This is a genomic window from Aliihoeflea aestuarii, from assembly GCF_024105665.1.
GTDB classification, from domain to species: domain Bacteria; phylum Pseudomonadota; class Alphaproteobacteria; order Rhizobiales; family Rhizobiaceae; genus Aliihoeflea; species Aliihoeflea aestuarii.
The window spans coordinates 283,813-305,509 of record NZ_JAAAMK010000002.1; the positions used below are offsets into that span (position 1 = coordinate 283,813).

Consider the following 21,697-nt stretch of genomic DNA (forward strand, 5'->3'; position numbering starts at 1 on the left):
ACCGTCAGGCTTCGAGGATATGGTAACGCCGATCCTGATAGATCAGGGGCTGGAGCCTATCGCCGATCCTGATACCTGTCACTTCACCGAAAAGTATGCGGTGCGTGGCGACATCCTTTGTTTCCACGATGCGGCAATCCAGCGAGGTCAGCGCGCCGGTCAAAACGGGGGCTCCTGTCGAAACCGTCTCCCATGTGCCGAGCGCGAAGCGTTCCTCCTGGCTGAGCTTCGTCAAACCGGAGAAGGCATCGGCCAACGGCTTGTGCTCGGCGGCAAGCGTGTTGAGCGCGAAGACACCGTTCTCGGCAAAGACGTCATTGTCCGGCTTCACGCGGCTGAGGCATACGAGAATCGTCGGCGGATGGTCCGACACCGAACAGCCGGCGATAATCGTTACGCCGCGTCGACCCGACGGCCCGTCAGTCGTGACGACGTGCACCGCGCCGCCGAAGCGGCTCATCGCATCGCGATAAAGCTGTGAATCCACCTGTTGCTTGTCGAGCACGATCGTCCCTTCGCCATTTTGCCGCATATAAGACACCACCCCTTGCCAACAAGGCATCGTACGCCTCCCGATTAGCCGGTTGCACGCCTGCCCGCCACCCTTTACCTGTGAGCGCAGCCTTCACTCTTATCGATACGGTTCATGCGGCACGGTCCGGCAAATATCGTTCTTCTTGCATTTCTCGTCGCAGCCGTGCCCGCCGCTGCGGAAGGACGGATCGGCCTGTCCGCACCGCTCGGCGACACTGCCCCCTTACTGACGGCGCAGATGGAGGCCGGAGCGCGCGCCGCATCCGATTTGCGCAGCGCCGAACTCGTCATCGAGGACGATGCCTGCACCGCCGAAGGTGGCGAGCGCGCAGCCCGCGCCTTCGTGGAGGCTGGGGTCGGTGCGGTCGTAGGCTATCTGTGCACTGTATCCATCGAAGCGGCCCTGCCGATCCTGACCGAAGCCGATATTCCCGTGATTGCGACCGGCATTCGGACCGACAGCCTCACCGACCGGCGCGAGCGCACCGGTTGGCAGGTCTTCCGGCTTGGTCCGCGTGCGGATGGCGAACGCGAGGTTGCTGCCCGCTACGTCGTCGAAAACTGGCGTGAGACGCCTTTTGCGATCGTGGACGACGGCACGATCTATGGCCGCGACCTTGCCGAAGCGGTGCGCAACGCAGCGGAGCAATCCGCTCTGGCGCCGGTCTTCGTCGATACGTTCCGCCCGCAGCTCGACAACCAGATCGGTCTTGTCGCCCGCTTGCGCCGCTCGGGAGCAACCCACGTTTTCGTCGGCGGCGACCGCGAGGACATCGCCATCATGGCCCGCGATGCGGCGGGCCTGGACTACGAACTTGAAATCGCCGGCGGCGAAGCCCTGCGCGCGGCACCGGGTGAAACGCCGTTGACCGAAGGAATACGCATGATCGCGGCCACGCGATGGATCGACGATGTCGAGGGGCAGGCGAACGCGGCGGTGGAGAGGCGCGGCTACTTCCAGCCGACCCATGCCGCCGTCGAAATTGCCCTGGACGCAATCGCTCGTCAGGCCGACGAACCCCTTGCGCAAACGATAGCTGCCGGCCGTTTCGAAACGGTCATCGGCCCGGTTACCTTCGACGACAAGGGCGACATGCAAGGCGAACCCTACCGCGTCTATCGCTATGACGGCACCGATTTCGTCGCGACGGAGGACTGATGTTCAAAACCGGCCCGCGCAATCTCATCACGGATGTCGCCGGGCTCAAAGTCGGCAATTTCCACGATGCCGCGCTCAAATCGGGCGTGACCGTCGTTCTGTCGGACGAACCGGCTGTCGCCAGTTTCAAGGTTCTGGGCGGCGCACCCGGCACGCGCGAGACCGATCTTCTGGAGCCGCACAACTCCGTCCAGGCGGTGAACGGCCTCGTTCTGTCGGGTGGTTCCGCCTTCGGGCTCGATGCCGCTTCGGGCGTGCAGGCGGCATTGCGCGAACGCGGCATCGGCTTTGTCGTGCGAGACGCGATCGTGCCGATCGTGCCCTCTGCGATCCTGTTCGATCTGATCAATGGCGGCAACAAGGACTGGGGACGCTATCCGCCCTATCGCGAGATGGGCTACGAGGCGGTCCAAGATGCCGCGCGCGACTTCCAGATCGGCAGCGCCGGCGCGGGCTTCGGTGCGCTGACGGCGGGGCTCAAGGGCGGTCTCGGCTCCGCCTCCACCCTGCTGCCCGGCGGGGTGACGCTCGGGGCGCTGGTCGCGGTCAATCCGCTGGGCGCGACGACGATCGGCACGTCACGCCACTTCTGGGCAGCGCCCTTCGAGATCGGCGACGAGTTCGGCGGGCTGGGCATGCCCGCGCTGATGCCGGCCGATGCGCAATCCGTCCGCCTCAAATTCCGCGACGGCCCGGCAGAGGCCAACACCACGATCGCGGTCATCGCGACCGACGCCGTCCTGAGCAAGGCGGCCGCCAAGCGTCTGGCCGTCTCTGCCCATGACGGGTTTACCCGTGCGATCTGGCCTGCCCACACGCCGCATGACGGCGATCTCGTGTTCGCCATGGCGACGGGGACGGCCGGCCGCACGCTCGATCCGTCGGAAGAACTCGACTTCCATGCCGCCGCTGCGGCGACCATGGCGCGCGCAATCGCGCGGGGTGTTTATGCGACGACCGCGTTCGAAGGTGACCTCATGCCCGCCTGGTCGACGCGCTTTGAGCATTGAGCCTTTTCGGCTCGTCTGTTAGGGACCGCGCATTATTCCCGAACGTTAGGACGTCACGCATGATCCCGCGCTATTCGCGGCCTGAAATGGTCGCCATCTGGTCTCCCGAAACCAAGTTCCGCATCTGGTTCGAGATCGAGGCGCATGCGTGCGACGCGCTGGCGCAAATCGGTGTTATCCCTCAGGACGCGGCCCGCACCATCTGGGAAAAGGGTGGCGCGGCGAAATTCGACGTCGAGCGCATCGATGAGATCGAGCGCGAGACCAAGCACGATGTCATCGCCTTCCTGACCCATCTGGCCGAGTTCGTCGGGCCGGATTCGCGCTTCATCCATCAGGGCATGACTTCGTCGGACGTGCTCGACACGACCTTGAACATCCAGCTCGTACGCGCCGCTGACCTGCTCCTGGCAGATATGGACCGCGTGCTCGTCGCCTTGAAGAAGCGCGCCCTCGAGCACAAGGACGATGTCCGCATCGGTCGCAGCCACGGCATCCATGCCGAGCCGACGACGATGGGGCTCACCTTCGCGCGCTTCTATGCCGAGATGGCGCGCGGCCGCGATCGCCTTGTCGCCGCGCGGGCGGAGATTGCGACCGGCGCGATTTCCGGTGCGGTCGGCACTTTCGCCAATATCGATCCCTTCGTCGAAGAGCATGTCTGCGCAAAGCTGGGCCTGACGCCCGAGCCCATCTCGACGCAAATTATCCCGCGCGACCGCCATGCGATGTTCTTCGCCACGCTCGGCGTCATCGCCTCGTCGATCGAGAATGTCGCGACGGAAATCCGGCACATGCAGCGCACCGAGGTTCTGGAAGCGGAGGAATTCTTCGCGCCCGGCCAGAAGGGGTCGTCCGCGATGCCGCACAAGCGCAATCCCGTTTTGACGGAAAATCTCACCGGCCTTGCCCGCCTCGTGCGCATGTCGGTCGTCCCGGCCCTTGAGAATGTCGCCCTGTGGCACGAGCGCGATATCAGTCATTCGAGCGTCGAACGCGGCATCGCGCCAGACACCACGATCACGCTCGACTTCGCGCTGAATCGTCTAACCGGCGTTGTCGAGAAGCTGGTCGTCTATCCCGACAACATGCTGAAGAACATGAACAAGTTCCGTGGTCTCGTGATGAGCCAGCGGGTGCTTTTGGCTTTGACGCAGGCAGGGGTTTCCCGCGAGGACGCCTATCGCCTCGTCCAGCGCAACGCCATGAAGGTGTGGGAACAGGGGGCGGATTTTCTCGAGGAACTGCTCAAGGATTCCGAGGTGCGTGCCGCCCTGCCCGAGGATGAAATCCGCGAGAAATTCGACCTCGGCTACCACACCAAGCATGTCGACACGATTTTCAAGCGCGTTTTCGGGTGACGCTCACATCCTTGTGAATTCGCCAAACTGCCGATCTGTGGGAACCTTTGCGGTGACGGTGCATTTTTTGATGCACAGCCGCACGGCTCCCCTCACCGGCGCGGCAGATTGAGAAGACCTCCAGTAAGAAGTCCGCGTTTCCCCTGACGCGGACTTCTTCTTTTTTGGATATCAGACAGCCGACACGCGAATTTCCGTGCCCCACGGATCGTGCTTTGTCGAAGAGGCGTGATCGCTGGAAGCGAGTTCGACGAAGGACAGACCGGCCCGGTCCGCATCTCGAGACCCGGCACCTGCACTTTGCCAGGTGTTAGCGCCGATGTGATGGTGGTATCCGCCCGATGCGAGGAACACCGCCTGCGTGCCGTATTTCGCCATCGTGGCGAAACCGAACTCCGAATGCCACCAATCCTCCGCCACGCTCGGATCGCCGACCCGCAAATGTACGTGGCCGATCACGGTTCCGTCCGGTGCACTCGTCCAAGAAGGCGTATCGCCATCGAGTTCGCCCAGAAGGTTGTCGACGTCGAGGCGGTTCGTCGCCATGGCGATATCGCCGCCATCGCGCACCCAATCCTCCTTCGGACGGTCTGCATAGATTTCGATGCCGTTGCCTTCGGGGTCGCTCAGATAGAGCGCTTCGCTGACCAGATGGTCGGATGCGCCACTCACCGGAATGCGATTTTCGCTGGCGCGCCGCACCCAGCGCGCCAGATCCCGCCGTGAGGGCAGGAGGAACGCCGTATGGAACAGGCCCGCGCTGCGCGGATCATCCGGCTTGGATGAGGGAACACTCTCGATCTCGATCAATTCGCGCCCCGTAGCGCCCAGCACGATCGCACCGTCACGGCGGCTCTGTTCGTCGAGCCCCAGCAGATTTCGATAGAAGGCCGCCAATGCCTCTCCATCGCGGGCTTTCAGTCCGACTTTTGCGATGTGGGTCGGCGTTGTCACCGAAAATGGCAGTACGGTCATGACGATCTCCTTTACGGGCATGCAGCGTTCTCCATCAAAATCGTCAGCCGCATTGTTCAGCGCAATCACAATTACAAAGACAGCGCGTTCAGCATTGAGAAACGATCTGCATGTGGTTGCGAAACCGCTGTATGCTGGCTACATGCCGCGCCATGAAAGCAAAAGACGCCGATATCCTGATCATACCCGGTTACATGAATTCGGGCGCTCACCATTGGCAGACGCGATGGGAAGCAAAGCTTTCCACGGCGCGCCGTGTCGAGCAGGCCGAATGGTCGAAACCGGTCTTCGAGGACTGGACCAAACGCTTGGTCGCGGAAGTGGCACGCGCCGAAAAGCCGGTCGTTCTGGTTGCGCACTCTCTCGGCGTCGCGACCGCGGTCCAGGCCGTCCCGGAGTTTGGCGGCAAAATAGCGGGCGCATTCTTCGTCGCTCCGCCCGACATCGCCAATCCGGATGTTCGTCCGCGCCATTTGATGACGTTCGGGCCCTATCGTCGCGATCCCTTGCCCTTCCCCTCGATCACCGTGGCAAGCCGTAACGACCCGTTCTGCAGCTTCGACGTCGCCGAAGACATTGCCGCCGCATGGGGGTCGCTCTTCATCGACGCGGGGGAAGCCGGTCATATCAATGCCGAATCCGGCCATGGCCCATGGCCGGAGGGCACCCTCACCTTCGCGAAATTCGTCTCTACGCTCGAGCCTTAGACCATGATGCCGAAAAGTGGGACCCGGTTTTCGGGCGACATCATGGTCCAACTCTTTGCCGCATGTCTGCGACGCCAAGCGATTCCACTTGGCTGCATCATGCTTGAGCGGCGTCGAGCAGCGACTGCGCGCCGAGCGTCATGTAGCGCGCCTCCGTTCCCAGAGCGATAAACCGATAGCCAAGGCCGCGAAACCGTGTGGTAAGCGCCGGATCGACAACATAGATCGCGGCCAGCTTTCCGGCGGCCGCTGCACGCGACGCGATGTGGCCTATCGCGTCCATCATGTCCGGCAAAGACGGATTGACCGTCGCCCCGTCCGTCCAGGCAATCGAGAAATCGGCTGGGCCTACGAAGACGCCGTCGATGCCCGGCACAGCCAGGATGCCGTCGAGCGCATCGAGCGCCTCACGCGTCTCGATCATCGCGAAGGCGAGCGTGGCGTCGTTCTCGCCCTTGAGCCAGGCGGATGTATCCGATACGTGCCGGCGTGACATCGCGAAAGTCGGCCCCCAGGATCGCGACCCGACCGGCGGGTATTTCATGGCAGCGGCGAAGGCCTGCGCATCCGCCACCGAATTCACCATCGGCGCGATGACGGCCTCCGCTCCGAAATCGAGCGCGCGGCTCGCCATGTCGACCCGGCCAACCGGTATGCGCACGACGGCATGCTTGCCGGCAGCCACGACAGGCGCGAGGCCGCGCAGGATGCTGTCTTCGTGATGACCACCATGCTGCATATCGAGCGTGATCGCCTCGAACGCCGTCATGCAAAGCATTTCCACCGTGATGGAATCGGGAATGGCCGACCAGGCGGTGAAGATGGTTTCGTCGGCCCTGAGCCGCGCCGCGAGCGTCATGACGCCTCGATCTGTGCGACGGCCGTGGCGAGCAGTTCTTCCATGGTCCGGCGAATCTGGTGGTCGGACTGGGCGACACCGCCCGCGTCGAAGTCCTTGCGGATCTTGCGGAAGACATCATGGTCGCCCGCTTCCTCGAAATCGGAAGCGACCACCTCGCGCGCATAGGCATCGGCGTCATCGCCATTCTTGCCCAGTTTTTCGGCTGCCCATAGCCCAAGCAGCTTGTTACGGCGCGCCATGGCGCGGAACCTCAATTCCTCGTCATGGGCGAACTTGCGCTCGAAACCTTCTTCGCGATCCTTGAAGCTCATCAATAAAACCTCGTTTTCCTGTCGTCATGCGACCAGACCAGACGGCCGCGATCCGGTCAATATGGGTGCAAGCATCCGGAGGCGGAAGTGAAAATAGCGGTTCGGCCCTTGTGGGCAGGCCTTTTTCGTGATTGAGCGCGGATAGCTATTGCGCTAGAGAGCGGGCAAAGTTCAGTGACCGTCCGCATTCCAGCGGATGAAAGGCTGCCGGGCCCTTTCGCTCCGGCCACCGAGACCAGAGACCGCCATGAACCGTCGCCGCCGCATTTACGAGGGCAAGGCCAAGATTCTTTATGAAGGCCCCGAGCCCGGCACGTTGATCCAGTTCTTCAAGGACGACGCCACCGCCTTCAACAAGAAGAAGCACGAAGTCGTTGACGGCAAGGGCGTGCTTAACAACCGCATTTCCGAGCACATCTTCAACCATCTGAACCGGATGGGCATCCCGACGCATTTCATACGCCGGCTGAACATGCGCGAGCAGTTGATCAAGGAAGTCGAAATCATCCCGCTTGAGGTCGTCGTGCGCAACGTGGCGGCCGGTTCGCTGGCCAAGCGCCTCGGCATCGAGGAAGGCACCGTGCTGCCACGCTCGATCATCGAATTCTACTACAAGGCCGACGCGCTCGACGATCCGATGGTGTCCGAAGAGCACATCACGGCGTTCGGCTGGGCAGCACCGCAGGAACTTGACGACATCATGGCGCTGGCCATCCGCGTCAACGATTTTCTGTCCGGACTTTTCCTCGGCGTCGGCATCCAGCTCATCGATTTTAAGATCGAGTGCGGCCGCCTCTATGAAGGCGACATGATGCGAATCGTAGTGGCAGATGAGATTTCGCCTGATTCGTGCCGTCTGTGGGACGTTGCGACACAGGACAAGCTCGACAAGGATCGTTTCCGTCGGGACATGGGCGGCCTCGTCGAAGCCTATCAGGAAGTTGCCCGCCGGTTGGGCATCATGAACGAAAACGAACCTCCCCGCCCGTCCGGACCGGTGCTCGTCACCTCGGGCAACGGCAAGGGCAAGCCGCACTAACTCTCGGAGCTTGAAGTGATCAAAGCGCGCGTCACCGTCACGCTGAAGAACGGCGTTCTGGACCCCCAGGGCAAGGCGATCGAAGGCGCGCTCGGCGCGCTGGGCTTCGATGGCGTCGGCCATGTCCGTCAGGGCAAGGTGTTCGACATCGAGCTCGACGGCGCCGATCGCGCGAAAGCCGAATCGGAGCTGAAGGCGATGTGCGACAAGCTTCTGGCGAACACAGTAATTGAGAACTACACTGTCAGCATAACCTGAGGTTGTGCGGAGACGACGATGTCTGAAGTGACGAACGAGTTGATCTACGAACTGCTGAAGCGCACTCATCTCGACATGGGCGAGATGCGCCAAGACATGCTCGAAGTGAAACGCGAGGTAAACGTCATTCGTGGTCATCTGGCGGCAACGCAGGCGGACATCAACAATATTTACGGCATTCTTGCCCGTCACGACGATCGCTTGGAGCGCATCGAACGCCGCCTCGAACTTCGTGAACTCGCCGAACCGCACACGCCCTACGAGCCAAAATGAAATCAGCCGTCATCCTCCTCCCCGGCCTGAACCGCGACCGCGACATGATCGCGGCGCTGACCAAAATCGGGGGCAAGCCGCCGGTGACCGTGTGGCAGACCGATACGGAAATTCCCGATGTCGATCTGATCGTCATACCGGGAGGCTTTTCCTACGGCGATTATCTGCGCTGCGGCGCGATTGCAGCGCGCATGCCCGTCATGCGGGCGGTTGCGGAAAAAGCTGCGAAGGGCGTCGCGGTCATGGGGGTGTGCAACGGGTTTCAGATCGTGGTCGAGGCCGGTCTTTTGCCCGGCGCGCTGATGCGCAATGCGTCGCTCAAATTCGTCTGCCGCGAAGTGAAGCTGGAAGTCGCCAACGCCGATACACGCTTCACAAGCCGCTACGAGAAGGGTCAGGTCATCCGCTCACCCGTGGCCCATCATGACGGCAACTATTTCGCCGATGCCGAGACGCTTGCGCGCCTCGAAGGCGAAGGCCGCATCGTTTTCCGCTATGCCGAAGGCACCAATCCGAACGGCTCGCTCAACGACATCGCCGGCATCGTCAATGACAAGGGGAACGTTCTCGGCATGATGCCGCATCCCGAGAACCTCATCGAAGATGCACATGGCGGCCTGGACGGTCGTGCGATTTTCGAGGCCGCACTCGGGCGGGCGGCGTGAAAGCTGCATTCGCTGCCGTCGCACTGGCATTGGCGCTGTCCGGCTGCCGCGCCTCGGCGCCGGGCATCGAAACGGCGTCGCAGCCCGGCGACTCATCAGCGCTTTCAACCATGGAGCGCGTCGCGGTCGCGGCGCAGCGTTGCTGGTTTCGGGCAAGCGACCCGCGCTTTTCCGGCCTGATCATGTCGCCTGAGTTGACATCGCATTCCGGCAAGCCGCGCATTCTCGCCGTGCCGCAGGGTAACATCGGCGGCCTGCCCAAGCTGGTCGTCGAAGCCTCGGGCAGCCCGGCGCGCATCAATACGTTCGGCCCGCTTGTTGATGGCAGCGCCGAATCCGCCCGCATATCGTCCGACATCACAAGATGGGCTTCGGGCGAAACCACCTGTTCCCGCCCGGCCTGACGGAGACTAGTCCGCGTGACCATTTCGAATTCGATCCCGATCACCGACGCGTTGATCGCTTCCCACGGTTTGAAGCCTGATGAATATCAGCGCATTCTCGACCTGATCGGCCGTGAACCGACTTTCACCGAGCTTGGCATCTTCTCGGCCATGTGGAACGAGCATTGTTCGTACAAATCCTCGAAGAAATGGCTGAAGACTCTGCCGACCACGGGGCCGCGCGTGCTTCAGGGCCCGGGCGAAAACGCCGGCGTGGTCGATATCGGCGACGGACAGGCCGTGGTCTTCAAGATGGAGAGCCACAACCACCCCTCCTATATCGAGCCTTATCAGGGCGCTGCGACGGGCGTCGGCGGCATCCTTCGCGACGTCTTCACGATGGGCGCGCGCCCGATCGCGGCGATGAACGCGCTGCGCTTCGGCGCGCCGGACCATCCCAAGACCAAACATCTGGTGGCAGGCGTCGTCGCCGGCGTCGGCGGCTATGGCAATTCCTTCGGCGTCCCGACTGTCGGCGGTGAGGTCGAGTTCGATCCGAGCTACAACGGCAACTGCCTCGTCAACGCCTTCGCAGCGGGCCTTGCCGATACCGACAAGATCTTCCTGTCACAGGCCAAGGGCGTCGGGCTTCCGGTCGTCTATCTCGGGGCCAAGACGGGCCGTGACGGCGTCGGCGGCGCCACGATGGCGTCGGCCGAGTTCGACGACGACATCGAGGAAAAGCGGCCGACCGTTCAGGTCGGCGATCCCTTCACCGAAAAATGCCTTCTCGAAGCCTGCCTCGAACTGATGAAGACCGGCGCGGTCATCGCCATTCAGGATATGGGCGCTGCGGGCCTCACTTGCTCGGCCGTCGAAATGGGCGCCAAGGGCGATCTCGGCATCGAGCTCGACCTTGACACTGTCCCGGTGCGCGAGGAGCGCATGTCGGCCTATGAGATGATGCTGTCGGAAAGCCAGGAGCGCATGCTCATGGTGCTGAGCCCCGATAAGGAAGCCGAAGCCGAGGCGATCTTCCGCAAATGGGGTCTCGACTTCGCCATCGTCGGCAAGACGACGAATGATCTGCGCTTCCGTGTCCTCCATCAAGGCGAGGAAGTTGCGAATCTGCCGATCAAGGAACTCGGCGACGAAGCGCCTGAGTATGACCGCCCATGGGTCGAGACCGCCAAATCCGCCCTCCCCGATTTCTCCGACCGGCGGGCAATCGATCCGGCGGACGCGCTTTTGAAGCTGATAGGCTCGCCGAACCTGTCCTCGCGCCGCTGGGTGTGGGAGCAATACGACACGCTGATCCAGGGCAATTCGCTGCAGCGTCCCGGCGGCGATGCAGGGGTCGTGCGAGTCGAGGGCCACGACAAGAAGGCACTCGCCTTCTCATCGGACGTGACGCCGCGCTATGTCGAGGCCGACCCGTTTGAAGGCGGCAAGCAGGCAGTCGCCGAATGCTGGCGCAATCTGTGCGCCACCGGCGCGCTGCCGCTTGCCGCGACCGACAATCTGAATTTCGGCAATCCCGAGCGTCCCGAGATCATGGGCCAGCTCGTCGGTGCGATCAAAGGCATCGGCGAAGCGTGCCGCGCGCTCGACTTCCCAATCGTGTCGGGTAATGTCTCGCTCTACAACGAAACCAACGGCAAGGCGATCATGCCAACGCCAACCATCGGCGGCGTCGGCCTCATCGATGATTGGTCGAAGATGGCGCGCATCGCGTTTGCTAACGAGGGCGACGCGATCCTGTTGGTCTGCGCATCGCCGCAATGGGGCACCCATCTGGCGCAGTCGACATATATGCGCGACCTCCACGAGCGCCGCGACGGTCCGCCGCCGACTGTCGACCTCGATCACGAGCGCCGTGCCGGCGGTTTCGTGCGCGATGCGATCCACGACGGAAGGGTGACGGCCTGTCACGACGTTTCCGACGGCGGCATCGCCGTAGCGATTGCGGAAATGGCGATCGCATCCGGTATCGGCGCCGCAATCAGCCTGCCGACCCCGGGCGATTCCACGCCGGTGCTCTTCGGCGAGGATCAGGGCCGCTACCTCCTGACGGTTCCCCGCGCCGACAAGCAGCTTTTGCGCGAGATCGTCGACGAGGGCGCGGCCCGCGGCCTCGTCGTCGCATGGATCGGCGAGACGGGCGGACGCGAATTGCAACTGCCCGGCACGCGTGCCATATCCGTCGAAGAACTCAAGGCACGCCACGAATCGTGGTTCCCCGAATTCATGGACTGAAGGCATTTTCAATGGCTATGGACGCGCGCGACATCGAACGCATGATCAAGGACGCCATTCCCGACGCGAAGGTGACGATCCGCGACCTGGCCGGCGATGGCGATCATTATGCGGCGGAAGTTGTCGCCGAAAGCTTTCGCGGCAAGAGCCGCGTCCAGCAGCACCAGATGGTTTACGATGCGCTGAAGGGCAATATGGGCGGTGTTCTTCATGCGCTCGCACTCCAGACGAGCGTTCCCGAATAGCGTAAACTCGACATTCGGCGGCTCATCGCTTATCTAGAGACCATCCCGAATTCATTCCGCTACCGGCCTTGACCCGGCAGACGAAAGGCAGATCCATGACAGCGATCAACCAGTTCATCGACAACGAAGTGAAGTCGAACGATGTCGTTCTTTTCATGAAGGGAACGCCCGGTTTTCCGCAATGCGGCTTTTCCGGCCAGGTCGTGCAGATCCTCGATTACCTCGGCGTCGACTACAAGGGCGTCAACATTTTGACCTCGGACGAGCTTCGCCAGGGCATCAAGGAATACTCCAACTGGCCGACCATTCCCCAGCTCTATGTCAAGGGTGAGTTCGTCGGCGGTTGCGACATCATCCGCGAAATGTTCCAGGCCGGCGAATTGCAGTCCTTCCTGGGTGAAAAAGGCGTGAGCGTCAAAGCCGCCTGACCAACGGGCGCGCAAGGCGCGCCGAACCGAAATCAAAGTCCAAGCGATGCGCCGGTTTCCGACCGGCGCATTTTCGTCTCTGGAATATTGCTGGATCAAGATCGATGGACCAGACCCACTCGCGCGCGACGATTGCCGACAGGTTGCCGCTCGGACGAAATGAACTTATCGCGCTCGCCGCCGCCCTGATGGCGCTTAACGCGCTCGCGATCGACATCATGCTGCCGGGATTGCAGGAGATCGGCGCGAGCCTCGGCGAGCCGGACGAGAACCGGCGTCAGCTCGTCATTACGGCCTACATTACCGGCTTCGGTCTCGCCCAGCTTGTCTTCGGCCCGCTGTCCGACCGGTTCGGCCGTCGCAATCCGCTGCTTGTCGGTGTCGTGGTCTATGTGATCGCGGCCTTCGCCTGTGCGGTTTCGCCGACCTTCGGCGCACTGCTCGCCCTGCGCTTCGTTCAGGGCATGGGTGCAGCGGCGACGCGCGTCATCGCCATATCGGTCATTCGCGACATTTTCGGCGGCCGCGCCATGGCCGAAGTCATGTCGCTCGTCTTCATGGTCTTCATGGTCGTGCCGGTCATCGCGCCCGGCGTCGGCCAGGTCATCATGCTGTTTGCCAACTGGCACTGGATTTTCGTCTTCATCGGAATCATGTCGACGCTGGTGCTGATTTGGATCGCGATGCGCCTGCCCGAAACGCTGAGGCCGGAAAACACGCGCGCCTTCACGGTCTCGTCCATCGCCGAGGGCTTCCGCATCGTCCTGACGAACCGTGTGGCCGTCTGCTACACGGTCGCCCTTACCTTCATGTTCGGCGCGCTGTTCGGCTTCATCAATTCGGCCCAGCAGATTTATGTCGGGCTCTACGGTGTCGGTGCCTGGTTCCCGGTCTTTTTCGGGGTCGTCGCCGGCTTCATGGCCATTTCGTCCTACCTGAACGCAAGGCTGGTCGGCCGGTTCGGCATGCGCAAGCTTGCCCATGGCGCATTGCTCGGCTTTCTCGCCATGACGACGCTCGGCTTCGTGCTGGCGCTGCTCGGCCCTGTGCCGCTGTGGCTTTTCACCATCATCTACGCCCTGGCGATGGTGCAGTTCGCCTGGATCGGCGCGAATTTCAACTCGCTCGCGATGGAGCCGCTCGGCCACGTCGCGGGAACGGCATCGTCCGTTCAGGGCTTCCTGCAAACCGCAGGCGGCGGGATTATCGGTGCGCTCATCGGACAGGCATTCGACGGTACGATCCGAGCGTTCTCGGCCGGCTATTTCTTCGCGGGTCTCTTCGCGCTCGTCATGGTTCTGATCGCGGAACGAGGACGCCTGTTCCAGCCCCAGCATGCACCGCTGCACGATAAGTGAGCCTTGAGGCTCAATGCATCATTTCTTCGACCGTAAGGCGTCTGCCCTTGCGGTCGAAGAAATGTCCTTCGTTGAGAATACGGCGGTCCTCGCGCAGGCGTGCCTCGAGTTCCCTCAGTTCCGAACGGGCCACATCGTTCGGCACGGGCCCGTTGAAATAGCTGTTCACCGGGAAGAAGGCGGCGCCGCTCCACGAGACACCTGCACCCGTGAAAAGTTCACGCACCTCGATCCAGCGCGTCTCGTCACCGATGACGTTCATAAAGGTCGAGCGCAAAAGCTCGATCGCGCTGCCCTCGATGGAAACGAGCACGACGAGCACGGTGAAATCGCCGCGTCGCCGATATTCGCCTGAAAGCCATGGGTCGAACCGGTTGGGACGCTCAGAAGTCGACAAGCTGCGTCTCCGGCATATAGTGCTCGAAAAGCACCCAGAACGGCTTGCCGCGCGCCTCGACGTACCAGTCCTCGAACGCCTCGAGCTCTGTTTTGATATCGGCAACCGGCTCGTCACCAATCGACGCCGTCACAATCTCATCGTCATCGATCTCGCGCGTGGCGGCAAAGGCTGCGGCGGCGACCTTCGCATACTGGACGAGCACTTCGTCCCGCGCATCGCTGTTCTCGCGCCAGCCGAGCCGGTTGGACAGCGCCGCGATCGCGCCGGCGACCGCGATTTCCTCGGTTTGTGCCTGCGCCACCGTGGCGAACAGGGACTTCATAAGGTTCATCCGCCTGTTGGCGAATGCGCGTGCTTCGGCCAACGCCGCCACGCGCGTCGCCATCGTCCGGCGGAATTCGGATTCTTCATGCTCGCGGGCACCTGCCTGTGAGGCCAGTTCTGCGATGAAGGGATGTATGTCGGTCATGTACCATTCCGGGAAACTGGCGGAGGAGAGTGGGAGTCGAACCCACCTGGGACCGTCTCACGGCCCCACCCGGATTTGAAGTCCGGACGCCCCACCGGGGACGCTTCTCTTCCTTTGTCTTGCTCGCCGGACACACCGCCGCCGAAAAGGTCGAGCCGATGCGGGTTCAGCCGGCGAAGGTCGCCCTTGCGTATGGTCACGCCATGTCGATCAAGGAACTCCAGTATCTCAATAGATACCTTTCGCCCGTTTTCCAACCGGTCGCGCAAATCGGCCGCGATAAACTCACCCTTCGGCTTGGCCGCGGCCACCTCCTTCAGAATATTCACGATTTCCGTCATGACATCACGCGCAAAGAAACTGTCCTGCGCCACCTCGTGAACCCGGCCCATGCGGCTCGCCCGCTTCAACAAGGCTCGCATCTTCAGTTCCGATACGCCGAACATGGACGCGAAGTCACGCGTGCGCGGCGGACGAAACCGGTCGGCTCCCGTCAGATGCGGCTCGATACCGGCCCAAAGTTCTTCATCCTCATCCGACAGTCGAACGACATGGCTCGCGCGTCGCACCCATGCGCCATCGAGCGAGATTTCGCCCTGCCGCTGCAAGCCCTGCAATGCGAGACGAAAGACCGGGGCGGGCAATCGAACCTCGCCGAGAAGCCGCAACCGTTCGAGGCCGATGCCCGGCTGATCGGGATTTTCCGCGTGATAGGCATCGAGATCGGCGAGCACGCGCTGACGAAACCGCAGCCAGCGCGCGGGCGCCATGACCACAGCTCCCGTTTCGGGCGGAATCCGGATCGTCTCTGCCGCAAGATGCGCAGATTGTTCCGCACCGAGCGCACGATCGCGCGCGAACGCGTCGATGTCGAGAAAGAAGGGCGGAATGTCGAGAAGTCTGCCAAGCGCAAGCCGCGCATCGGGCGTTGCCATCGCCTCGATTTGTCTGAGCCGTTCGGGCGAGCGACGCCGCCTGGCCGGTGCGCGCAGATCGATGAAGACGCCGCCACCGATGGTGCGTTGTGCAGAAGTGTCCCGGATCACGAAGCGGTCGCCGACCGCCGCCGCGATCGGCCGCTCGAGCACGAGTTGAACGGAAGCATGAGCGCCCGGCAAGATCGGTTCGTCCTGAAGAAGCACGATCCTCGCGGGCACCTCGCACGAGGCGTGATGCAGATGAACCGGAAACCACTGTCCGATCGGCCGCTTCTCGCCGGCAAGTACGTCGAGTCGGGCGTCGATCCGCGCTGTCGGCGCATGAAGGAATGGGTCGACGATCATTTCGCCCCGCGCGATCTTATGAGCGCCGATCCCTTCGCCGGCCAGATTGAGCGCACAGCGATCCCCTGCCCGGCCTCGCTCCGCTTTCTCGTTCTGCGCGTGGATGGCACGAACGCGTGCCGGCAGGCCCGAAGGACTGACCATGACCATGTCACCGATGCCGATTTCGCCGGAAAGCACGGTGCCGGTGACGACCGTGCCCGCCCCTTGAATGGTGAATGAGCGATCGACGGCGAGGCGAAAGCGACCGGCTGCGCTGCGCCGGCCGACATCGAGCGCAGCCGTCGCCAGTCGTGCCTCGAGCTGCGCGATGCCGACGCCGGTCGTGCTCGACACCGTCAGCACCTCCGCGCCTTCGAGCACCGTCCCGGCAAGCGCCGCCTCGATTTCGATCTCGACGGCGAGCAGCCTGTCTTCCGAGACAAGATCGGCCTTCGTGATCACGACGATGCCGTGCCGGACTTTCAGGAGATCGAGAATGCCGAGATGCTCGCGTGTTTGCGGCATGACCCCGTCGTCGGCCGCGACGACCAGCAAGGCGAAATCGATCCCGCTTGCACCTGCCAGCATCGTGTGGATGAAACGTTCATGGCCCGGCACGTCGATGAAGCCGATCCGGGCGCCATTCACCAGCGTGCGGTAGGCGAAGCCGAGATCGATCGAGATGCCCCGCGATTTTTCTTCCACGAGACGGTCGGTCTCGACACCCGTCAGCGCCCGGACCAGCGAGGTCTTGCCGTGATCGATATGGCCGGCCGTGCCAATGATCATGGCATATTTTCCAGCGCCAGAGGCTCGCTCGCGCGGCGCGCTGCCGCCGCACGCTGTTCGGGCGAAAGAATCTCGTTCGCCGCAGGAATGAAGTTCGCCGCCAGCTTTGAGCCGCCGTCGCGCGCGCGCAGCAGCAAGGCCAGCGCGGCGACCGGATCGGCGACCACGCCCGCTCCCGTCAGATGCGCCGCACCTAACCGGGCCTGTCCGTCGGCGTCGCCCATCATCGCAGCCTTCCGCCACCACCCGGCAGCGCGGTGCGGGTCGCGCTCGACACCGAGCGCGTCGTGATAGAGATTGCCGAGCCGGGTCATCGACGCCGCGATACCCTGAGCCGCCGCCTGCTCGGCCAGAAGGCGCGCGCCCTCGTAGTCGCCGCGTTCCGCAAGCATCCACGACAGCATGTCCTGCGCGGTCGCGTCGCCCTGATCGGCAGCAAGGCGATAAAGCCGCATCGCTTCATCGTCGTCCTGCGCGACGCCCTCGCCCCGGAAATAGAGCGTTGCGAGATTTCGCTGTCCGACCGGATCGCCGGACGCTGCCGACAGACCCAGCCATTTGGCGGCGAGTTCGGGATTCTCGTCGACGCCGTACCCGGCGGAAAAGCAAGCGGCAATGTTGTTCTGCGCGCGCGCATTGCCTTCACGCGCCATCGGCTCCCAGATGGCAAGAGCGGTGCCGTAGTCGCCGGCCTTGGCAGCGGCAAGTGCCGAGGCCATCGCATCCCTGCCGGCAGGCGGGCGGAAACGATCAAGCCAGCCCAATGTGGGCTCCCTGAAGATTTCGGACGAAGGATTCGCCATCCTCGAGACAGCGCAGATCGAGAACGATCGCGCCCTCCGCAATACGGCCGATAACTGGCTTCGCCAACCCACGCAACGCGGCCGCAAGCCGCTCCAATGCCTGCCCCGAGCCGCTCGCAGCCCGGATCGCAAACCCGGCGGACGGCAACGTGTCGAGTGGCAGCGCACCTGAGCCGATCTGGCTTTCGCAATCGACGATTGCCACATGCCACGCTTCACCCAAAGCCGCTTCAACATGCGGCAGAAGGGCTATGGCCATGTCCGAGATCTCATCACGTTGACGGGCCAGAAGTCGCAATGTCGGCAAGCGCTCGGCTAGACGATCCGGATCGCGATAGAGCTTCAACGTTGCTTCCAGCGCGGCCAGCCGCATCTTGTCCACGCGCAGCGCCCGCTTCATCGGATTGCGGTTGATACGTTCGATCAGGTCTTTGCGCCCGACGATGAAGCCCGCCTGCGGCCCACCCAGGAGCTTATCGCCGGAAAACGTCACGAGATCGGCGCCCTCGGCGACCGCCTCGCGCACGGTCGGCTCACGTCGCAGGCCCCATCGAGCAAGATCGACCAGCGTGCCGGAGCCAAGGTCGTTGACGAGCGGCACGTCGCTGTTCCGAGCCAGAACGGACAACACCTGTCCTCCGACCTCTTTCGTAAATCCTTCGATCCGGTAATTGGACGTGTGAACCTTGAGGATCAGCGCGACGGCTTCGTCATCGAGGGCGGCCTTATAGTCTTTTTCATGCGTCCGATTGGTCGTGCCGACCTCGATCAGCCGCGCTCCCGCCTGCCGCATGATATCCGGCATGCGGAAAGCGCCGCCGATTTCGATCAATTCGCCGCGCGAGACGACGGCTCCGCCACCGTCGCCTGCAAGCGTGTTGAGAACGAGCAGAACGGCTGCCGCATTGTTGTTGACGATGGTGGCGTCTTCGGCACCCGTCAATTCGCAGATCAGCGCACGCAGATGATCGTCACGCTCGCCGCGCTTGCCGGTGTCGAGGTCGAATTCCAGCGCCACCGCATCGCGCATCGCATCCATTGCCGCATCGATCGCTGTATCGGCCAGAACGGCGCGGCCAAGATTCGTGTGCAGAACCGTTCCGGTCAGATTAAAGACAGGCCGCAAGGCGTGGCCCGATTGCGCTTCGAGTGCGGCGAGCGCCAGTGCACCCAGCCCTTCCGCGTCGCGCAACATACCGGCTGATCGCGCCGTCTCGCGCTCCACATTGATCAGCGCCCGAATGCGGCCGGTCGTTTGGGCATGCCCGAAGCGCGCAGTGGCGGTCTGGCCGGAACAAGACCGAAGAACGGCGTCGACGGAAGGTATTGCACGAAAGCCGGCATTCATCCTCTGCGCCTCTAGTAACCGAGCAGGAATGGATTGAATGCGCCCCGCCTGAACCTTGTCTCACGCATCAGAAGGTCGACACCGAGACTGCCGACATCATCCGCGAACGGCTCCATCGAAGCATCCTTTTGCTGGTTGAACATTTTGACGTAGCAGCCGCATTCGTCGCATGTTTCAGCTTTGATGGTTCCGGGACCGTCCTCAATTTCCTGATAGCGGATGCCTTTCGTCGACGAGCAGATCGCGCATTTGATCCGGACGTGGTGCCAGAGTGTCCCGCAAAGCGCACAGCCGCAATAGCGCGCGCCGCCCGCATGCGGCCATCCCACGATGATCGACGCCACCGGCGGCCCACCGCAGGCAGGGCACGCTCCGCTTCCCACGGACGCAAGTTGCCGCTCCGGCAGGACGGACGCAGCCCGAACGAAACGGATTTGCAGCGCGGCCGCCAGATAGGCATGAGCCGCCATGGTTTCGACCGGCACGGCGTCCGCCATTAAATTCGCCACCATAACCCGCAACTGGCCGTCGTCCGCATTGCGGACATCGTTCAATGCCGTTTGCGCGGCGGCCGGCTTATCGACTGCGTCCAGAGCGCCGAAAAGACGCTCGCTCAACGATTTGAAGTCGGCATCGGGTCGAAACGCGCCGCGATCGAGCGGCGGCATGCCGTGGTCGAGCGCGCGCTTGAGAGCGCTCTCGTCGGTTGCTTGCGGAGCAGGCAGTTCGCTGGCAACCGCATGCTGGGCAACGCAAATGTCTCCGAGAAACCGCAGATACGGCCCGATCCCTTCACCCTCACCCAGTTGCCGAAACCGCTGGGCGCGACGCTCAAAGAGACGCAAGGGGTCGGGCACGCGCGCGACGGGCGGGGTTCGAACCTCGCCGATTGCGGTCATGTCTCCCGAAACGGGAATCTTACGGGGCATGCAAACCTCCACGAGCCGCACGGGCCACGCGGCAATCTAACCATGTTTGGGAACCGCCGAAAACCACCCGCTTCATCACGGCGCATCCGGCAAGAAAACGGCGGCCGGCGAACCTCGCCCGCCGGCCGCCCGATTTCAGGACATCAATTCTTGCGATCCGTCTGGTCGTCGCGCTTGCCGTAGGTAGCGAGCGCGCGCAGCCACTTGCGATGGTGACGCCACGCCCAACCGCCCGAGACGTTGCCGCGCGTCATCGCCCGCAGCGTGCCCTCAACCCAGAAGGCCGCATAGACGTGGATGATCCACACGCAGATAATCACAACCGCAGCGATCGAGTGGATAAGCATCGCGACGCGCAACTGCTCGACGGTCAGATACTGCGAGAAATATTCCTCCCAGATACCCAGACCCGACGCGATCAAGACCATGATCAGCACCGACATCGACCAGAAGACGGCCTTCTGTCCGGCATTGTATTTGCCGACCTCGGGCAATTTTTCCTCCTGGTTCGACAAAACGTCGCCGATCTGCGATGCCCACTGGACATCCTCGCGTTTCGGCAGGTTCAGGCGCCAGAAGCGGATGAAAAGCCCGAAGAAAGAGAAAAACAGAACGACGCCGAACCAAGGATGGAGCATGCGCGTCATCTGCCCGCCGCCGAACAGCGCCGTCAGCCAGAAAAGCGACGGATGAAACAGTGCCAGCCCCGAAAGGGCAAGCAGGATCAGGCTGACAGCCGTGATCCAATGATTGATCCGCGCCCATTTGGTGTAACGGTCGACCACAACCTCGCGGCCGACATGAAGCCGGTCGCCGCGATCGATATCCGCCTTGCTCACCTCCGGAATCGGCCGGTTGTGACCGTGCAAGGTGCTGTCACTCATGACAGGGGCTCCTTATCCGGGTCGAGCGGCGCGGCGCCCGGCGCGGTTCCGGTCAGGCGACGCGCTTCCTCGTCATCCTCGACGGTGACGCGGTTGCGCCCGGCGATCGCGATGTGGAAGACGCTGGCCGCCGCCGCCATGCCCATGACGGCGAGACCGGCATATTTCGTCACACCCTTCCACGCTTCCACCAAAGGCGAGATGCGCGGATTGTCCGGCAGGCCTGCATAGATCGACGGTTTGTCGGCATGGTGCAGCACATACATGACATGCGTGCCGCCGACGCCGGGCGGATCGTACAGCCCTGCATTGTCGTAGCCGCGCGACTTCAGGTCCTCGATCCGCTCGGCCGCGTGCGCCTTCATTTCTTCCTTGGTGCCGAAGACGATAGCCTTGGTCGGGCATGCCTTGGCGCAGGCCGGTCCCTGGCCGACGGCGATACGGTCGGAGCACAGCGTGCACTTGTAGGAGCGGTTGTCGACCTTGGAAATGCGCGGAATGTCGAACGGACAGCCTTTCACGCAGTAGCCACAGCCGATGCAGTTTTCCTTCACGAAGTCGACGACGCCGTTGGAATATTGCACGATCGCGCCAGGTGCCGGACACGCCTTGAGGCAGCCCGGGTCGGCACAATGCATGCAGCCGTCCTTGCGGATCAGCCATTCCAGGTTGTCCGTCTCGGGGTTCACCCACTCGGTGAAGCGCATGAGTGTGAAGGTGTTAGGCGTCAGATCATGCGGGTTGTCGTAAACGCCCACATTGATACCGACCTCCTCGCGCAGATCATTCCATTCGAGACAGGCTGACTGGCAGGCCTTGCAGCCGATGCATTTCGACACGTCGATAAGCTTGGCGACCGGCTCGAGCTGACGAGCCGGCTGCGGCACCGAGGATGCGGACCGCCTTATGTAATCCTGCGGTCCCATCTGCATGGTGGTATCCGGCGCGACGGGCGGATTGACGTTGATGGTCATGTCTTGTCCTCC

At 62.8% G+C, this 21,697-nt stretch carries 24 protein-coding genes, 1 tRNA gene and 1 pseudogene; 13 read left to right on the forward strand and 13 right to left on the reverse strand.

Features of this window, described 5'->3' with window-relative positions:
- Window positions 1-4 precede the first annotated feature (4 nt).
- Window positions 5-505, reverse strand: a complete 501-nt coding sequence (locus GTW25_RS05695) for a flavin reductase (protein WP_372493057.1) — start codon at window positions 503-505, stop codon at window positions 5-7.
- Between the two features lie 141 nt (window positions 506-646).
- Here GTW25_RS05695 and GTW25_RS05700 point away from each other — a divergent pair, with 141 nt between their 5' ends.
- The 3 genes from GTW25_RS05700 to purB are packed head-to-tail and all read left to right on the forward strand — an operon-like array spanning window position 647 to window position 4,064.
- Window positions 647-1,693, forward strand: a complete 1,047-nt coding sequence (locus GTW25_RS05700) for a branched-chain amino acid ABC transporter substrate-binding protein (RefSeq protein ID WP_252910997.1) — start codon at window positions 647-649, stop codon at window positions 1,691-1,693.
- Window positions 1,693-2,703: a P1 family peptidase gene (locus GTW25_RS05705; RefSeq protein ID WP_252910998.1), complete on the forward strand. Its 1,011-nt coding sequence runs from the start codon at window positions 1,693-1,695 to the stop codon at window positions 2,701-2,703. The genes GTW25_RS05700 and GTW25_RS05705 overlap by 1 nt, the downstream gene beginning before the upstream one ends.
- Window positions 2,704-2,762: 59 nt before the next feature.
- Entirely contained in the window at window positions 2,763-4,064 is a 1,302-nt protein-coding gene (gene purB, locus GTW25_RS05710) for an adenylosuccinate lyase (protein ID WP_252910999.1), read from the forward strand.
- Between the two features lie 171 nt (window positions 4,065-4,235).
- On the opposite strand, the gene GTW25_RS05715 is transcribed toward purB, so the two are convergent.
- Window positions 4,236-5,039 carry a VOC family protein gene (locus tag GTW25_RS05715; RefSeq protein WP_252911000.1) on the reverse strand — a complete coding sequence of 268 codons (804 nt, stop codon included), beginning with the start codon at window positions 5,037-5,039 and terminating at the stop codon, window positions 4,236-4,238.
- 152 nt (window positions 5,040-5,191) lie between these two features.
- Between GTW25_RS05715 and GTW25_RS05720 the strand changes: the two genes are divergently transcribed.
- Window positions 5,192-5,746, forward strand: coding sequence for an RBBP9/YdeN family alpha/beta hydrolase (locus GTW25_RS05720; protein ID WP_252911001.1), 555 nt, complete (start codon window positions 5,192-5,194; stop codon window positions 5,744-5,746).
- 97 nt (window positions 5,747-5,843) lie between these two features.
- Here GTW25_RS05720 and GTW25_RS05725 read toward each other — a convergent pair whose 3' ends face one another.
- Together GTW25_RS05725 and GTW25_RS05730 are read right to left on the reverse strand one after the other, a co-directional pair.
- Entirely contained in the window at window positions 5,844-6,605 is a 762-nt protein-coding gene (locus GTW25_RS05725) for an HpcH/HpaI aldolase family protein (RefSeq protein ID WP_252911002.1), read from the reverse strand.
- Window positions 6,602-6,922, reverse strand: coding sequence for a DUF1476 domain-containing protein (locus GTW25_RS05730; protein ID WP_252911003.1), 321 nt, complete (start codon window positions 6,920-6,922; stop codon window positions 6,602-6,604). The genes GTW25_RS05725 and GTW25_RS05730 overlap by 4 nt, the downstream gene beginning before the upstream one ends.
- A gap of 244 nt (window positions 6,923-7,166) precedes the next feature.
- Between GTW25_RS05730 and purC the strand changes: the two genes are divergently transcribed.
- The 9 genes from purC (at window position 7,167) to GTW25_RS05775 (ending at window position 13,824) form a co-directional block, all read left to right on the forward strand.
- The gene (gene purC / locus GTW25_RS05735; RefSeq protein WP_252911004.1) at window positions 7,167-7,958 is read left to right on the forward strand and encodes a phosphoribosylaminoimidazolesuccinocarboxamide synthase; all 792 of its coding nucleotides are present in this window, start codon (window positions 7,167-7,169) and stop codon (window positions 7,956-7,958) included.
- 15 nt (window positions 7,959-7,973) lie between these two features.
- On the forward strand, window positions 7,974-8,216 hold the full coding sequence (gene purS, locus GTW25_RS05740) for a phosphoribosylformylglycinamidine synthase subunit PurS (RefSeq protein ID WP_252911005.1): 243 nt from the start codon (window positions 7,974-7,976) through the stop codon (window positions 8,214-8,216).
- Window positions 8,217-8,234: 18 nt separating this feature from the next.
- Window positions 8,235-8,489 carry a hypothetical protein gene (locus tag GTW25_RS05745; RefSeq protein ID WP_252911006.1) on the forward strand — a complete coding sequence of 85 codons (255 nt, stop codon included), beginning with the start codon at window positions 8,235-8,237 and terminating at the stop codon, window positions 8,487-8,489.
- Window positions 8,486-9,154, forward strand: coding sequence for a phosphoribosylformylglycinamidine synthase subunit PurQ (gene purQ, locus GTW25_RS05750; RefSeq protein WP_252911007.1), 669 nt, complete (start codon window positions 8,486-8,488; stop codon window positions 9,152-9,154). The genes GTW25_RS05745 and purQ overlap by 4 nt, the downstream gene beginning before the upstream one ends.
- Window positions 9,151-9,558, forward strand: coding sequence for a hypothetical protein (locus GTW25_RS05755; RefSeq protein WP_252911008.1), 408 nt, complete (start codon window positions 9,151-9,153; stop codon window positions 9,556-9,558). Before purQ ends, GTW25_RS05755 begins: the two co-directional genes overlap by 4 nt.
- Before the next feature lie 15 nt (window positions 9,559-9,573).
- Complete coding sequence (gene purL / locus GTW25_RS05760) at window positions 9,574-11,793, forward strand: phosphoribosylformylglycinamidine synthase subunit PurL (protein WP_252911009.1); 2,220 nt, start codon at window positions 9,574-9,576, stop codon at window positions 11,791-11,793.
- A gap of 11 nt (window positions 11,794-11,804) precedes the next feature.
- Entirely contained in the window at window positions 11,805-12,038 is a 234-nt protein-coding gene (locus tag GTW25_RS05765) for a BolA/IbaG family iron-sulfur metabolism protein (protein WP_252911010.1), read from the forward strand.
- 95 nt (window positions 12,039-12,133) lie between these two features.
- On the forward strand, window positions 12,134-12,466 hold the full coding sequence (gene grxD / locus GTW25_RS05770; RefSeq protein WP_252911011.1) for a Grx4 family monothiol glutaredoxin: 333 nt from the start codon (window positions 12,134-12,136) through the stop codon (window positions 12,464-12,466).
- Between the two features lie 104 nt (window positions 12,467-12,570).
- Window positions 12,571-13,824, forward strand: a complete 1,254-nt coding sequence (locus tag GTW25_RS05775; protein WP_252911012.1) for a multidrug effflux MFS transporter — start codon at window positions 12,571-12,573, stop codon at window positions 13,822-13,824.
- Between the two features lie 10 nt (window positions 13,825-13,834).
- Here the strand turns inward: GTW25_RS05775 and GTW25_RS05780 are convergent, their stop codons facing one another.
- The 9 genes and pseudogenes from GTW25_RS05780 to fdxH form a co-directional block, all read right to left on the reverse strand.
- Window positions 13,835-14,221, reverse strand: coding sequence for a hypothetical protein (locus GTW25_RS05780; protein WP_252911013.1), 387 nt, complete (start codon window positions 14,219-14,221; stop codon window positions 13,835-13,837).
- Window positions 14,208-14,693 carry a hypothetical protein gene (locus GTW25_RS05785; RefSeq protein ID WP_252911014.1) on the reverse strand — a complete coding sequence of 162 codons (486 nt, stop codon included), beginning with the start codon at window positions 14,691-14,693 and terminating at the stop codon, window positions 14,208-14,210. The genes GTW25_RS05780 and GTW25_RS05785 overlap by 14 nt, the downstream gene beginning before the upstream one ends.
- Window positions 14,694-14,710: 17 nt before the next feature.
- Window positions 14,711-14,806: transfer RNA gene (locus GTW25_RS05790), tRNA-Sec, on the reverse strand.
- Window positions 14,807-14,920: 114 nt separating this feature from the next.
- Window positions 14,921-16,747, reverse strand: a pseudogene (gene selB / locus GTW25_RS05795) (selenocysteine-specific translation elongation factor); the annotation flags it as partial.
- Entirely contained in the window at window positions 16,744-17,550 is an 807-nt protein-coding gene (locus GTW25_RS05800) for a tetratricopeptide repeat protein (protein ID WP_372493060.1), read from the reverse strand. The gene GTW25_RS05800 and the pseudogene selB, both read right to left, overlap by 4 nt.
- Window positions 17,498-18,898, reverse strand: a complete 1,401-nt coding sequence (selA, locus tag GTW25_RS05805; RefSeq protein WP_252911015.1) for an L-seryl-tRNA(Sec) selenium transferase — start codon at window positions 18,896-18,898, stop codon at window positions 17,498-17,500. The genes GTW25_RS05800 and selA overlap by 53 nt, the downstream gene beginning before the upstream one ends.
- 11 nt (window positions 18,899-18,909) lie before the next feature.
- Complete coding sequence (gene fdhE / locus GTW25_RS05810; protein WP_252911016.1) at window positions 18,910-19,827, reverse strand: formate dehydrogenase accessory protein FdhE; 918 nt, start codon at window positions 19,825-19,827, stop codon at window positions 18,910-18,912.
- Between the two features lie 143 nt (window positions 19,828-19,970).
- Window positions 19,971-20,711 carry a formate dehydrogenase subunit gamma gene (locus GTW25_RS05815; protein ID WP_290127912.1) on the reverse strand — a complete coding sequence of 247 codons (741 nt, stop codon included), beginning with the start codon at window positions 20,709-20,711 and terminating at the stop codon, window positions 19,971-19,973.
- Window positions 20,708-21,685 carry a formate dehydrogenase subunit beta gene (fdxH, locus tag GTW25_RS05820; protein ID WP_290127913.1) on the reverse strand — a complete coding sequence of 326 codons (978 nt, stop codon included), beginning with the start codon at window positions 21,683-21,685 and terminating at the stop codon, window positions 20,708-20,710. Before fdxH ends, GTW25_RS05815 begins: the two co-directional genes overlap by 4 nt.
- Window positions 21,686-21,697 lie beyond the last annotated feature (12 nt).

Bases quoted from the DNA above. Each gene is read 5' to 3' on its own strand.
- GTW25_RS05725 (WP_252911002.1), bottom strand. From the start codon at position 6,605: ATGACGCTCGCGGCGCGGCTCAGGGCCGACGAAACCATCTTCACCGCC.
- GTW25_RS05800 (WP_372493060.1), bottom strand. From the start codon at position 17,550: ATGGCGAATCCTTCGTCCGAAATCTTCAGGGAGCCCACATTGGGCTGG.
- grxD (WP_252911011.1), top strand. From the start codon at position 12,134: ATGACAGCGATCAACCAGTTCATCGACAACGAAGTGAAGTCGAACGAT.
- fdhE (WP_252911016.1), bottom strand. From the start codon at position 19,827: ATGCCCCGTAAGATTCCCGTTTCGGGAGACATGACCGCAATCGGCGAG.
- selA (WP_252911015.1), bottom strand. From the start codon at position 18,898: ATGAATGCCGGCTTTCGTGCAATACCTTCCGTCGACGCCGTTCTTCGG.
- GTW25_RS05700 (WP_252910997.1), top strand. From the start codon at position 647: ATGCGGCACGGTCCGGCAAATATCGTTCTTCTTGCATTTCTCGTCGCA.
- purB (WP_252910999.1), top strand. From the start codon at position 2,763: ATGATCCCGCGCTATTCGCGGCCTGAAATGGTCGCCATCTGGTCTCCC.
- GTW25_RS05765 (WP_252911010.1), top strand. From the start codon at position 11,805: ATGGCTATGGACGCGCGCGACATCGAACGCATGATCAAGGACGCCATT.
- GTW25_RS05720 (WP_252911001.1), top strand. From the start codon at position 5,192: ATGAAAGCAAAAGACGCCGATATCCTGATCATACCCGGTTACATGAAT.
- fdxH (WP_290127913.1), bottom strand. From the start codon at position 21,685: ATGACCATCAACGTCAATCCGCCCGTCGCGCCGGATACCACCATGCAG.
- GTW25_RS05775 (WP_252911012.1), top strand. From the start codon at position 12,571: ATGGACCAGACCCACTCGCGCGCGACGATTGCCGACAGGTTGCCGCTC.
- GTW25_RS05785 (WP_252911014.1), bottom strand. From the start codon at position 14,693: ATGACCGACATACATCCCTTCATCGCAGAACTGGCCTCACAGGCAGGT.
- GTW25_RS05745 (WP_252911006.1), top strand. From the start codon at position 8,235: ATGTCTGAAGTGACGAACGAGTTGATCTACGAACTGCTGAAGCGCACT.
- GTW25_RS05705 (WP_252910998.1), top strand. From the start codon at position 1,693: ATGTTCAAAACCGGCCCGCGCAATCTCATCACGGATGTCGCCGGGCTC.
- purC (WP_252911004.1), top strand. From the start codon at position 7,167: ATGAACCGTCGCCGCCGCATTTACGAGGGCAAGGCCAAGATTCTTTAT.
- GTW25_RS05715 (WP_252911000.1), bottom strand. From the start codon at position 5,039: ATGACCGTACTGCCATTTTCGGTGACAACGCCGACCCACATCGCAAAA.
- GTW25_RS05815 (WP_290127912.1), bottom strand. From the start codon at position 20,711: ATGAGTGACAGCACCTTGCACGGTCACAACCGGCCGATTCCGGAGGTG.
- purQ (WP_252911007.1), top strand. From the start codon at position 8,486: ATGAAATCAGCCGTCATCCTCCTCCCCGGCCTGAACCGCGACCGCGAC.